General features: G+C 38.9%; 6 protein-coding genes. 4 read left to right on the top strand and 2 right to left on the bottom strand.

Features of this window, described 5'->3' with window-relative positions:
* Window positions 1–5: 5 nt before the first annotated feature.
* From SHI21_RS18810 to SHI21_RS18795, 4 genes are all read left to right on the top strand, one after another.
* A complete protein-coding gene (locus SHI21_RS18810) occupies window positions 6–2,045 on the top strand; it encodes a hypothetical protein (protein ID WP_323578627.1) in 2,040 nt (679 codons plus the stop codon).
* A gap of 23 nt (window positions 2,046–2,068) precedes the next feature.
* Window positions 2,069–3,157, top strand: a complete 1,089-nt coding sequence (locus tag SHI21_RS18805) for a DUF3419 family protein (protein WP_323578626.1) — start codon at window positions 2,069–2,071, stop codon at window positions 3,155–3,157.
* Between the two features lie 148 nt (window positions 3,158–3,305).
* On the top strand, window positions 3,306–7,100 hold the full coding sequence (locus SHI21_RS18800; RefSeq protein ID WP_323578624.1) for a hypothetical protein: 3,795 nt from the start codon (window positions 3,306–3,308) through the stop codon (window positions 7,098–7,100).
* A gap of 150 nt (window positions 7,101–7,250) precedes the next feature.
* Window positions 7,251–11,027: a hypothetical protein gene (locus SHI21_RS18795; protein ID WP_323578623.1), complete on the top strand. Its 3,777-nt coding sequence runs from the start codon at window positions 7,251–7,253 to the stop codon at window positions 11,025–11,027.
* A 63-nt stretch (window positions 11,028–11,090) separates the two neighbouring features.
* Here SHI21_RS18795 and SHI21_RS18790 read toward each other — a convergent pair whose 3' ends face one another.
* Both SHI21_RS18790 and SHI21_RS18785 read right to left on the bottom strand, forming a co-directional pair.
* A complete protein-coding gene (locus SHI21_RS18790; protein ID WP_323578622.1) occupies window positions 11,091–13,457 on the bottom strand; it encodes a ribonucleoside-diphosphate reductase subunit alpha in 2,367 nt (788 codons plus the stop codon).
* Between the two features lies 1 nt (window position 13,458).
* Window positions 13,459–14,445: a ribonucleotide-diphosphate reductase subunit beta gene (locus SHI21_RS18785; RefSeq protein WP_323578621.1), complete on the bottom strand. Its 987-nt coding sequence runs from the start codon at window positions 14,443–14,445 to the stop codon at window positions 13,459–13,461.
* Window positions 14,446–14,705: the final 260 nt, after the last annotated feature.

Here is a 14,705-nt window from a genome sequence, read left to right as displayed (position 1 = left end):
AAATTATGAAAACGATTCTTTCATTGGCCTTTGCCCAGGATCAATACAATTTTGATGAAGAGGTAGACTTCTTTGGTGAAGTTTATCGAGTCATCCAGTACTCTACAAATTTTGATGTTGAACTCACAGAAAGTTTAATTAAAAAATATGATGGGCAGTGTGATGTCATTTGTATAAGCGGGATTCCGCAAAAGATTAAATTCAAAAAAGGTTTTTTTCTTCACCCGTTAAGCTCACGTTTGAAAACGGCAGCTAGGTACACGCCGATTGTGGACGGACAAATCGTTAAAGACGTTTACGTCCCGTATGCATTAAGACTTTTTCATCTTAAGAATCCGATGTTTTTTAATCGCAAATCAATTGGTTTTTACTCTGGTGGATTGCAGATTAGTTTCGTTGAGCCTTTATCAGAGTTGTGCAACAAACTGGTTATGGCCGATCCGTTTTTCCTTTTAAAACTTCCATTTAATCTTCATAGTCCACAAACGCTGGAAAAGTTTTTAAAGACTTTAAGTCCGGTTTTAAAGGCGATGAAAGTTCAAAAGAATTTTATTCCTGATTTTGATAATAAATCAATGTTTAAAAGTAGAGCACTCAATGAATTTTTGAGCTGTGATATTTTAGTTGGTAACGAAGCCAACATTAACTTTCTTAATCTGTCGCACTTAAAAGGGCGCACATTGATTATTGATATTGTTTCACCACAATTAGAAAAGAAATTAAAAGAAGCAGGGCTTAAAGAAGCTCTTGTTTGTCTTCCTCAGTTATCTGACCCTAAGATGAATTATGCTATTTTAGAAGGGATTATTCAGATTAAAAAAGGTGAAGGTCTGTCGGTTAAACAAGACGACGTCATCAAAATGGTAGAAGAAGTTAAATTCTCTCCGGAGATTAAATCTTTTAATCTGGATACAGATGAAGTGATTAAATTCTCTTTTGTAATCCATCCACTTTCCTCGAGTTATTTATTTAAGCATCCCTACTTAAAGTTCATGAGAAAATACTCAAAACCTCTTGAAAAATTAACTGAAGAAGCACTGACTTTGTCTCCAGGTTTTTACTATGGAAAAATTCAAGGTGTGGTCAGTGAGAAGAATGGAAGAAAGGTCGAAGGATTAATTTATACAATTACAGAAACTCCCAAAAAGATGATGCAAGCAGATGCCAGCGTTATCTATAATAAGATTTTAAAATTATGTGAGAAAGCTTCTACCGCCGGATCAAAAATCATGGGGCTTGGTGCTTACACGAAAATTGTAGGTGATGCGGGGGTGACGATTGACCGTTTAAGTCCTATTCCGGTGACAACTGGAAACTCTTTATCGGCCGCTTCAACTCTTTGGGCCGCAAAACTTGCGGTAGAGAAGTTAGACTTCGTTAAAAAAGTCGACGGACATTTTAAAGGGACTGTAATGGTTGTTGGTGCAACCGGAAGTATTGGAGCTGTTTCAGCAAAAATTCTGGCGCTTACGTGGGATAAGATTATTATCGTTGCTCCTCGTGCTTATAAGTTAATGGAGCTTAAAGACGATATTCTAAAAATCAATCCAAAAGCAAATGTGGAAATTTCAACTGACGCTGATAACTTCTCTGACGTGTGTGATTTGATTATCACGACGACTTCAGGGCAAGGGAAAACCGTTTTAGATATTATGAAAGTAAAACCTGGATGCGTGATCTGTGACGTGTCTCGTCCGTTTGATATTAAAGAAGAAGACGCCATCAGAAGACCGGATGTTTTAGTTATTGCCAGCGGAGAGGTGACTCTTCCAGGTGAAGTGCATATGAATATCGATTTAGGTCTGGAAGGAAATATCGTTTATGCCTGTCTGGCCGAAACGGCACTTCTGGCGATGGAAGGAAAGTATGAGTCTTTCACACTTTCAAGAAACATCAATTACGAAAAAGTTATTGAGATCGACCGTCTGTCTCGTGAGCACGGAGTGCGTTTATCGCAAATCATGGGGCACAGTGGATTTATCACTGATGCTGAATTTGATTTATGTAAAGAGCATGCTGAGAGAAAATTAAAAAAATCTAAATAATAATATTTATAAGTGAGAGTTAAATGGGACAAAAGTATTTTTCTGGACTGAACTATACCTTAGGTAACGAAGACACGAGTGTTGAAATTGAAATGATTAAAGCACTAAAACCCGTGAATGTTTTTTCTATCTGTGGCTCAGGAGGAAGATCGCTTCCGCTAATGCATGAGAAGGCAGAAATCTTATCTTTGTCAGATTTATCTAAGGAACAGTTGAGGCTGGCAGAATTGCGACTTGCAACTTACAGAGAATTAACTCATGAACAATTTTTAATGTTCTGGGGTTATTATCCTTATTCAGATGATAACAATAAAACGGAGCGCAAAAAATTATTTGCTCAGGTCACTTTAAACCCTGAAACCAGAGAGTTTTTCACACAAGTCTTTACTGAAATCGATTTCGATTCACTTTTATACTTAGGAAAGTGGGAAAGAACATTTGCGGTCTTTGCAAAAGTTAACCGCGTTTTATTAGGGGCCGATTACGATCGTATTTTGCGTTTCGATAATCTTGCTGAGCAAACAGAATACTATCGTACAAAATTTCCAATGAAGAGATGGAAGGCCTTAATCCAGATCCTTGGGAACAAAGCAATGTTCAATGCCCTTTTATACAAAGGGGACTTCATTACTAAAAACTCTCCACTGTCTCATTTTGATTATTACTTTCAATCTTTTGAAAGACTCTTCACGAGGGACCTTGCTCAGAAAAGTTTTTTCCTGCAGTTATGTTTTTACGGAAAAGTTAAATCCCTTCTAGGTGTTCCGGTTGAAGCGCAAAAGGAAAACTTTGAGCGAGTGAATCACTCAAAAACAAAAGTGGATTATGTGCAGGAAGATTTTGTGAGCTATCTTGCAAAAGGTGAAAAGCAATATGACTTCCTTTCTTTAAGTGATGTTCCTTCATATTTTCAAGGGGGCCTTGAAAAAGAATTCATGCAAAAAATTAAACCAGGCCTGAAGCCTGGGGCGATATTAGTTTCTAGGTATTACCTGAGAAAATCAGAATGTGATTTAACTGGTTATGTTGATATCACTGAAGAGTATCGCGAAGTCATTGATCTTGAAAAAGTGCAGATGTATGACATCCGCGTTTATAAATATCAATCGTAAATATTTAGTTATTCAACAGTAATCTGTTTCTTTTTAAAAAAAGAAACAGATTATTAAAAAATAGTTCTATATCCTTAATAAAAAACTTCATTGTAATCGTCCACTATCCGAAGAAACCCTTGAACGAAAGCTGACAAGTACGTTAGCAATGACAACGGGTTTTATTTACATGAAGATGAATGCTCTTCTCCAGGCCCTCATTTTACTTATCTTGGTTGCTTCGTGCGCGAAAACACCGGGAAAGACCGATGCAAAATTCAAATTAAAAATTTCATCTCTTACTGATCTTGGAAGTGCTGGTGCAGGTGGTGCCATGCTTTGGGGGAAATCAGATAAAGGGGATATGTTCGGTGTAAATATCTCTACAGGTTCAGAGCTGAGTCTCGAGCTTGCTAATGGATCATGGTCTTTCTGGTCTGTTGCCTGGGAAGGCAAAAATACTATTTATAATTTTCAAGGTCTCACTCGTTGTGCAAAATCCAATTCTATTTTTAATGGAACAGATGCACAGATCAATATTAATTTATCCAATGCGACTTGTGCTGATAGCGATTTCTCTCCGGCCGTAAGTCTTCGTTCTGGAGTTTATGAATTTCCGACTATCTCACGTTTTGAATGTGACAAGTTAAGTAATCACAATGGACTTGGTTGTGGAGTGGGCGATCTCTCTGGCAAAACGACATCAAGAAGACTTCTTATGCCTGCATTTAAAAAGGCAAGCGGCGGGGCCATTGAGTTCAGCGGAGGCGCTTTAGTTTCAGCATGTCACAGTGGCGGCACAAATGAAATGATTGATACTCATCTGCCAGTTGGAAATGGTGTCATTCCAGCGTTTACAGTTCTACAGTCTTTTTTCAGCGTTTCATCATGTGATGAAACAGATCCAAAAGGTTTTGCCAAAGAAAATTTTGAAATGGGATTGAAGGCCACTCCTAATCCAAATGCTATGACCTTTATTAACAACGGAACTTGTAATGGATCCAATTTTACCGAGACCAGCTGCGGACTTTTTGGCGGAAGTTATTCAGCAGGAGTCTGTAATGGTTTAATAACATATGTTCAAACTGAAATTTCTGAAAATGCCTGTATCGCTTACGGCGGAACTTATACCGTGGGCCCAATTAAGAAATTCGAATTGATTACAACCATTCCCGATGATGTTTTATGTAGTGGAAAAAGAATTGATCCAGCTGTTAAATCCCCTCATGTGTTTGCAGCGGGAGTAGGAATACCTGCTAATCCTTTTCGAATTTGTAAAGAGTATCAACTCAATAGTATTGGAGCTGCTTACACTGATAAGTCTTTCTCCCTTCATGCTGACCTGGATATGAATGTTACTTCTGTTTTGGGAAATGGGCCGGTGAATTCTTGTTTAGGCCCTGGGGCCAATTTTATTCCCATTGGTGGATTATATGATGAGAGCTGTAATGAAATTCCTGCAGTTCATTTTGGAACCGGTGTATTCAGAGGGAATAATCACACTATTTCAAATATCAGACTGCATAGTAAATTAAGCAATATTGGTTTTATTCGAGATGGCGGATCAGTTTTAAATCTGACACTAAATAATATTGAAATTGAAGGGACGTCAAACGTCGGTGCGTTTTCGGGATCGACATCTGGAGTGTTATCAAACCTGTCACTTAAAAAATCAAAAGTCAGAGGGCAGACCGCTGTCGGAGGAATTGTTGGGACCTATACTCCAACAGTCGCTGTTTTAAATAATCTAAACGTTAAAAAAAGTTTTATTCGAATTGATGGCACTCAAGGATTTGGAGGAGGTCTGGTTGGCGATACTAAAATGCTTGATATTCCACTCACCATTAATAAATCTTCTTTTGAAGGTGTGATTACTGCCGCTGGGACACAGGTCGCTGCTGGAGGTCTGGTAGGAGCAGCTTCGATCACTCCTTTAACCATTAATGAATCCTATAGCTCAGGAGCTGCTCTTGTTCATGGATCATCTTGGGCCGGTGGTCTGGTTGGTGCGGCACCTCTAGGAGTTAATATTAACAATAGTTACTCCCGCATGAATTTCGGACCTGGCACATATGATATTGGTGAAGGTGGTAATATCGGAGGCCTTGTTGGTAAGTGGGCCATTTTTTCGAATGTCACTAATTCTTTTTATCATGGCTCAATCATGCATCCATGTTTTGAAAAAAGCACTCCTTGTAGTGTTGGCCCTCTTAGTGGTGGAGCTCCAGCAACTGTTGTAAATTCTGAAGGAACACTTCTTTATAGAGCTTGGTTTAGTGGGATCACCCTAGGGAATACGCAAGAATTATCAACATTTGAAACCACTACAACTAAAAATAATTTCATTCAATCCAGTACACCTTCACTATTTAAGGATACGGGAGCTTCATTTCCAAGACTTGCTTGGGAGTCTGGAGAATGTGCTCTTAATACAAATAATCTTTCAGTGGCCTTGCAATCGAAAACAAAAGGCTCGTTAACAAATCCAATTGTTCTTTGTAATAAAGAGCAATGGAAGGAAATAAAAAATTACCCAACGCTTAATTATATTGTGGCCGATAATCTTGGTATTGGAGAAATCGCAGCGATCGATATCATACCTTCTTTTTCTGGAACCATTAACGGTAATGGAAATGTTATTGGTGGTATTTATAATCTGGCCACGACAACCACATCAGGAATCATTGCTAACAATTATGGAAAAATTAGCAATACTATTTTTGCAGCTTCTTATCTCGATATTATTAGTATGGCCAATCCTGCAGCAGGACTTGTCGGAGTTAATCAACAAGCAGGGCAGATTTTTGATAATCAATTTTTATCTGTGAATATAAAAAAGAGTACGGCCGATATGACAGGTGCTGTGGCCGGAATAAATTATGGGCGCATTTATCGCAATAAAATTTCTTCAGTGAGTTCAATCACAAATAGTGGTGGATTACTTGTTGGATCGAATATGAGCGAAGGTGTGCTGACGGGGAATCAAGTCTCCGGGACTCTGACCTTATTAGCAAATACAGATAATATCTACGTTGGTCTGGCCGCAGCGACTAACTCTGGAAAGATTTCAGAAACAGATATCAGTGGAACTATTGTAAATTCAGCAACAGGTAATACCGGATCTGGTTCTGGTATTGGTGCTTTTGTTGGGAGTCATTTTGGTGTTGCCGAAGACATTCTTGTAAAACCTTCTGCTAAATTAATAATCGGAATCGCTGGTCCTACTTATGGCCAGGTCTTTGGACAAGTTCTCGATGGGGCCAAAGTTAAAAATGTATTAGCTCTTAATGAAACACCTATTCCTTTAAGTGCAACTAGTGCAAACGTACAAAGTTTTGCAGGTTTTGGTGATTCATCCGCCACTTATAAAAATTCATATCAGTTAACAGGAAATGTTTTTAGATTTAGTTCATCGCCGGTAGTTGTTAATGGATGCAATCAAACTGGAAATATATTCACTTACGATCTAAGTGCTTTTTTGGTTTTAACATCTCCTTATCTGGATGGATTATATCTTCCAAATATATCTGGAGCTCATGTTAGTTCACGAATTACATCCACTCTTTCAAATGGGATAGGGTCGATCGTCTCTAATCTTGATGATGGACATTTTGTACTTCCATGCAGTGCTGGCGGTATTGCAGTTGGAACGACGACTTTTTATCCGATTAAAACTGAACCTGATTTTAGTCATGCAGAAGTTCACAGCAGTTCAATGCGTAACTTAAAAAGTTTTGAGTATTTTTGTCCTTCAAGTTTATCTGTTTCAAGTTCGTCTAGAACCTATGCATTTTGTGGTTCAGGAGAGCTGAATATGGTGGAGGATGCAGGTGCCTTCGGATTTGGTTTTCAACGTCTTTTGAGTGCTCATAAGACTTGGCTTCAAACTGGATATCCACCGGAAGACAGGCCGGTTTGGGTTATGTCTGACGAAGGATACCCTAAGTTATTTATAGCTCATTAAAGAGGCCATAAGAGCCTCAAAATTAAGGCAGTTTTTTAGGGGTGTTCTCTTGAACATTGCTATAAGTTTATAGGATTAAATAAATCACAGGCACCTGCCGATAACCTACTAGAATAGTATGAAAAACTAGTTGGTTTCTTGGGGTATGTGATGATGACAAAACATAAAATTGTAATTTCGATTCTCATCAGCTTTTTAGTTGTGTCCTGTTCGCAGGCAACTAAAAAAACAACAGCGAAATTAAAATTAAATCTTTCAGGCATTACCAATTTAAGCAGCGGCATCGGAAGTGGTGGCGCGATTTTATTCGGAAAAAATTCGGCCGGAGATACATTCGGTAAAAAAATAAATGCCACAGAAGAAGACCTGGAACTTCCCAACGGAGCGTGGGTTTTTTATGCTTTAATGTGGGGGAACGACTCAACTGCAATGAATGGAAAAGTTCATTGTGGAAAAAGCATCAATCAATTAAATGGAACTGCTGCAACGATCTCGATGTCACTGACTAATGCCAGCTGTACTGATGCTGAGTTTTCTGGTGGGAAGTCTTATTTGGCCTCTACACTCAATCGCTTTGCAGATATTTTTATTGAAGAATGTGATGGGATAAATGCGACGACTGGCTTTAGTTGTGGAAAGCAAAATCAAGGTAGTGCTCTTTCTTATCGTTTTGTTTTTAACAATTATAAAAAAACTGGTGCCGGAATTTCTATAGAAGGTGAGTCACTTGTTTCTGATTGTAAAATGATTGATAGTGCGAATACGACACCTAATATTTATTCTTCAGGATTGCCGATTAACTTCCCAAGTGGAGGTCTCGGAACTCCTTTTATTGGTAGTATTGAATTTTTCATGAGTTCTGTTAACTGTGATGTGAATGATCCAAAAGGTGTTTATAGATTTCCACTTAATCAGGGATTGGCCACTTCGACAGCTCCAGAACATCATGTTTTAGTTTCAAGCAGCACATGTGCACCATCAACTCCTGATTTCACTGGTACTGAAGAAGATAAAAAAAATAAATGTGATCAGTTTTTTGGGACATGGAATGGAACAAATTGTAGTGGAACTTTCTTACCAGTTGCGACTAAATTTGGAGCAAGTGCCTGCACTTCTACTTCTCCTGTGGCCTCGAACATCGCGATCAAGCATCAATTTTCTCTGCCTAGATCTGTTTTATGCGCGCCTTACATAAATAATTCTACAACTATTGGGTCACACCCATTTGCCGGCGGCGAAGGATCAGCAATACGTCCTTATAAAATCTGTACTGAATGGCAGTTAAACCAAATTGGTGAAAGAAATACGCTCTTAGCTACTTACGATAGTGCAAACTATAAACTTGTTAATGATCTTGATATGAATAAAGCTTCAAATCTTCCGGGTGTAGGATCTTATTCAGCTCCAATTTGTTCAGGGAATGTTGGTTCAGGTGTTGATAAGTATCATAATTTAAATCCACTAGACGGGCACCTTTGTGGCTCTGGTGTCCCGACAAGTGATGTTGGTTTTATTGGGACCTTCGATGGTGCCAATTACACAATTGCCAATGCACGTATTACTGCTGAATCTCTTTCTGAGATCGGTTTTGTACGTGTACTTGGTACTAGAGAAAATAATGGAAGTTCGGGGACTATTAAAAATATCAATTTCAAAAATCTTTCAGTGAGAGGTTTAGGTTACGTTGGTGGAATTGCCGGAGAAGTTAATGGAAATGGTTTAATTTCAAATATTAAAATTGACGGTGGTGAAGTTGAAGCGCGAAGCAATTACTCGGGTGGTATTTCCGGAAACTCACAAGGGACTGGATTCATCTTTGAGAAAGTATTATTAAAAAAATTCAAAGTCCGTGGAACTGATTATGTCGGAGGCCTTGTCGGTCAGTTTACTTCAATTTTAAGAGGCTCAATGTTCTCTGGAATTGTGACCACTGATCAATCAAATGCTTCTGTTCCAGACTTTGCAGGAGGTCTGGTTGCGACGAATGCCGCAGGAGGAATGATTTCATCTAGTTTTTCTGAAGGATATATTGCAACTAATACCAATTATACTGGTGGAATTGCCGCAAAAAATTTTGGAACGATGGAAAATATCTATTCAACTATGGCGATCTCATCTTTAAGAAATCAGCCTGGAACTTTTAATGCCGGTGGTATTACCGCTTATAATTCAGGAACTATTACCAATTGTTTTTCAGATACAAAACAATTGTATACTGGTGCTGGGACTATGACTTATTCAGGGACTGTTGTCGGAGCAGGCGGAACTATCAACACTTGTTTTACAGATGCAACGAACATTCCTACAGCTCACGTGGTGGACTCGTATTCGAATTTAAGAAGTGTCAGTTGGCAAAGTGCAAACTTCTTAACGAGTGTGAGTACTCCTACTGCATGGAAATTGGCCGCAAGCGACGGTATGACTCCGAGATTGAGCTGGGAAAATAGAGAGTGTTTAGTGGCCAACAATCTTTTAAGTATTCCACTTCAGGTCTCAACTCTTGCCAGAGGAACTCAAACAAACCCTATCGTCATTTGTACGCTTAATCAGTTTATAAGTATGAACGGACGCAGTTCATCTGAGTATTATCGTATGGCGGATTCAATTAACATTTCTTCTCTCAGCGTGGTAGCGAGTGCCGTTGTTGCTGTTGATACCTTTAACGGAAAATTAAATGGAGAAGGAAACGCTCTTTATGGATTAAATGTTAATATCGACAACGTAATGGACAGTGAAGTCGGAATATTTAAAACGATTTCAAATGGAGCAGTTGTCTCTAATTTAAATTTATATGCTAATAGAGTTTATACAAGTGCTGATAGTGTAAGTAATGTAGGACTTCTCTCAAGCATCAACAATGGTGAAATTACAAATGTAAAATCTTTCAGTTCTTCTATTATTGCCAACTCATTCCTTGGAACTTTAGCGTTTCAAAACAATGGAGTCATTAAAGATTCAAACTTGCAAGGTGTGCATATGGTGGGAGATTCAAATTATGGTGGAGTTGTCGGGGCCAATAATGGAACTATTTTACGAGCATCTGCTGAAGTCAATATTGTAGACTCAATATTTGTACCTGCTAGTAAGGTTGGTGCAATCGCTGGGGTCAACTTATCAAGTGGAGTCATCAACCAAGTAAGAGCTAGCGGACAAATGAATTTAGTTAGTGGTCCACCTACGAAAGTTGGTGGTCTTGTTGGTGAAAATGGCGGGATACTAAGAAACGCTTACGTCTCTCAAATGGATATGAATCTTGCGATTAATTCTTCTGCTAGTGGCATTGGTGGACTTGTAGGAGAAGACGCTTCAGGTTCTATTGAAAATGTATTTTTCGCAGGGAAAATTGTTGGGACACAAAGTTCAGGTGATTTAACAGTAAAAGTTGATACTGATAATACAACTGATGAAAGAACAATTGGACCAATCATTGGAAAAATTAATAGTGGAAGTGTTGCGTCTGCATTATCTTTAAATGATTACCTGGTGTGGGGACCAACTAATTTAACAGTTAGTTCATGTGATCCGGGAACTAATACAATTTCAATGTCTGGAAGTTTTGGTTCGGGAACAGGAGCTCTTGCTCATCGCTCAACACCATTTTTAATTCCTTTTACTGCAGCATCCAGCACAATTTCACTTTCAAGTATCTCTTCTTTACTTGGAACTTGTCCTGCTAATGGTGAATCTCTTGCTCTTTATCAAAGTTACCGCAACTTTGCCGAACATGGAGAGCTGGCCACATTTACTGACTTAGCAAGTCTTCCATACTTCGCAACTAGAGGATTCAATATCACTTTAGACGATGATAACCGTGCCCTTTCTTATCACCTGGCACTAATGAATGGAACACCTGTTCCTGCGACTGCCCCAATCTGGACATTAGAAGATGGGGATGAGTATCCAAAACTTTTGCAACTTGAACACTAAAATAAAAAAGGCCAGCTTTACAGCTGGCCTTCTTATTTCAAAATAATTTTTTAATCTAAAAAATTAAGACCCACACATTACACAGTCTTCTGGATTGTCGATTGAACAAACCATTGCTGCCATTTGCTCTTCAGTAGACTTAGCAACTGGAGCATCATTCTTAACTGTGAACTGAACAGCGTTAACAGCTGCACGAGTTCTTAAGTAATACATCCCCGTCTTAAGTCCTGCTTTCCATGCATAAAAGTGCATTGAAGACAGTTTTCCGAAGTTAGGATCTTCCATAAATACGTTAAGCGACTGCCCTTGATCGATGTATGGACCGCGACCTGCTGACATGTCGATAACAGACTTTTGCTTAATTTCCCAAATCGTTTTGTATAGAGCTTTAACTTCGTCTGGAATTGAGTTTACGTTTTGAACCGAACCATTGTTAGCAATGATTTCGTTTCTCATCTTATCATCCCACAGACCAAGCTTAATCAGATCGTTTACCAGGAAGCGGTTAACAACAGCGAACTCTCCACTCAGTACACGTCTAACATAAATGTTTGAAGTGATCGGCTCGAAACACTCGTTGTTCCCAAGAATTTGAGATGTCGATGCCGTAGGCATTGGAGCTACTAGAAGTGAGTTTCTTACTCCGTAAAGAGCGATCTCAGATTTTAGTGCCGTCCAATCCCAGTTTCCTGAAGTTGGTTTCACGCCCCACATATCAAATTGTAAAATACCTTCTGATACTGGAGATCCTTTATAAGTTTCGTAAGGGCCAAATTTCGCTGCTAGATCTTTTGAAGCTGTAACAGCTGCAAAGTAAATAGTCTCGAAGATGTCATTGTTTAATTTAAGCGCTTCTTTCGATTCGAAAGGAAGTCTCATTTCAAAGAATGCATCCGCTAGTCCTTGAACACCTAGACCAATTGGTCTGTGTCTCATGTTCGAGTTACGAGCTTCTGGAACCGGGTAGTAGTTGATATCGATAATGCGGTTTAAGTTAACCGTCATTTGATAAACAACATCGTATAGTTTCTTGTGATCGTAGAACGGAGTTGATCCCGCTTTATCTACGAATCTGTTAAGTGCTACTGAAGCAAGGTTACAAACAGCTACTTCATCTGGAGCTGTGTACTCAAGGATTTCTGTACAAAGGTTAGATGACTTAATCGTTCCCAGGTTTTTCTGGTTAGATTTTTCGTTAGCTGCATCTTTGTAAAGCATGTACGGCGAACCAGTTTCAATTTGCGATTCAAGAACAGCAAACCAAAGGTCTTGTGCGCGGATAGTTTTCTTTGCAAGTCCACGAGCTTCGTAAGAAGTATAAAGTTCTTCGAACTTTTTCCCAGAGCAATCTGGAAGTCCTGGAGCTTCGTGTGGGCAAAATAGTGACCACATTCCATCTTCTTCAACACGCTTCATGAAAAGATCCGGGATCCATAGAGCGTAGAATAAATCTCTTCCTCTTTGCTCGTCTTTACCTGTGTTCTTTTTCATTTCTAGGAAGTCGAAAATATCAGCATGCCAAGGCTCAAGATAAATAGCGAAAGCACCTTTTCTCTTTCCTCCACCTTGATCAACGTATCTAGCTGTATCGTTGAAAACTTTTAGCATTGGAACGATACCGTTTGAAGTCCCGTTAGTTCCTTTGATGAAAGTTCCTTTTGCACGAACATTGTGAACCGCTAGACCAATACCACCAGCTGATTGAGAAATCAGGGCCGTTTGTCTAAGAGTATCGTAGATACCTTCGATCGAGTCGTCTTTCATAGTTAACAGGAAACATGACGAAAGCTGAGCTTTGTTTGTTCCAGAGTTAAATAGAGTAGGAGACGCATGTGTGAAATATTTTTCAGACATTAGGTTGTATGTTTTAAGCGCAGACTCGATGTCGTTTAAGTGAATCCCTAGAGAAACTCTCATTAACATTTGTCCCGGGCGCTCAACGATTTTTCCGTTCATCTTTAGAAGGTAAGACTTCTCAAGAGTTTTGAATCCGAAGTAATCGTAGTTAAAGTCGCGTTTATCAACAACAGACTTATCTAGGATTTCAGCGTTCTTCATAACAGCTTCATATAGGTCTGAAGAAACTAGTGGTGAATACTCACCAGTAATCGGGTTATGGTAGTTGAACATTGCTTTGATGTTTTCAGAGAAACATCCACGAGTTTCTTTATGAAGGTTAGACACAGCAATTCTACCCGCCAAGGTAGCATACTGAGGGTGTTGAGTAGATAAGTATGCCGCTGTTTCAGCTGCAAGTTGGTCTAGCTCACCAGTCGTGATTCCATCATAAATCCCTTCGATAACTTTTTTAGCGATCTTCATCGGATCGATAAAGCTGCGATCTAGGTCGAAGCATAGTTGTTCAATTCTTTCTGTAATTTTGTCGAACTTAATTGGCTCTCTTTCGCCACTTCTTGTAATAACGTACATGTTAAAACTCCGCGTCTATTGTGAATGTGTGTGATTGTTTCTCTCCGAGAATTCCAGGTCTTTGGTACTCAGAAACTCGTTTTTCAAAAAAGTTTGTCTTCCCTTCAAGCGAAATTAATTCCATCCACTCAAACGGGTTTTTAGTGTTGTAGAACGTTGGTGCTCCTAATTGAGTTAACCAGTGATCTGCAACGAATTCAATGTACTGAGACATTGATTCAGCGTTCATTCCAATAAGTGATACTGGAAGAGACTCAAGGATGAATTCTTTCTCAATTTCTACTGCTTCAGTAATGATCGCAGTAATGTCTTCAACTGATAATTGCTCATCAGCATCTAACATTGAGTGAAGAAGACATGCGAACTGGCAATGAAGACCTTCATCACGAGAGATGAATTCATTTGAAGTACAAAGACCGGCCATCAGTCCTCTTTTCTTCAACCAGTAAATTGCACAGAAAGATCCAGAGAAGAAAATCCCTTCGATCGCAGCGAAAGCTACTAGTCTGTGAGCAAATGATTTCTTAGATGAGATCCAGTTAAGGGCCCACTTAGCTTTCTTTGCAACACACGCCATGTTTTCAGTTGCGTGGAATAGCTTATCTTTTTCTTTTGCGTCTTTGATGTATGTATCAATTAGAAGTGAGTACGTTTCAGAGTGGATGTTTTCCATCGCAATCTGAAATCCGTAAAAACATCTTGCTTCCGGAATTTGCACGTCTTTGTAAAAACGAAGTGCAAGATTCTCGTTAACGATCCCGTCACTTGCAGCGAAGAACGCTAGAACGTGAGAGATGAAATATCTTTCGTCATTGTTAAGTTTGTTTTCCCAGTCATTTAAATCTGGAACTAAATCGATCTCTTCTGAAGTCCAAAAAACCGCCATGTGTTTTTTGTACATCTCCCAGACCTGGTGATATTTAATTGGAAAAAGCACGAAGCGATCATCGTTCGGTGCTAAAATAGCTGACTTGGCATCCTTTACCATAGTGTTGACTCCTGAATGTCTCTAGTATCGTTGTGTGTGTGTATAAAGTTCTTAAAACATTTCTAAAAAAACTTTTGAGCTCCAATGCTCGCTAATTTCTCGTTAAAGATTTGATAAAATCACTCTATAAAATAAAAGATAACAAGATATGGTGAGTTTAAAAACTAATTAATTCCCAGACGAGGGCCAGCAATTAATTGACTATTTTATTTTATCATTTTTCGTAGATTCGGAAAATATGTATTTTTCCAAACACTTAT

Source organism: Bacteriovorax sp. PP10 (genome assembly GCF_035013165.1).
In the GTDB taxonomy this organism is placed as follows: domain Bacteria; phylum Bdellovibrionota; class Bacteriovoracia; order Bacteriovoracales; family Bacteriovoracaceae; genus Bacteriovorax; species Bacteriovorax antarcticus.
This window is presented reverse-complemented; position numbering and strand designations above follow the sequence as displayed.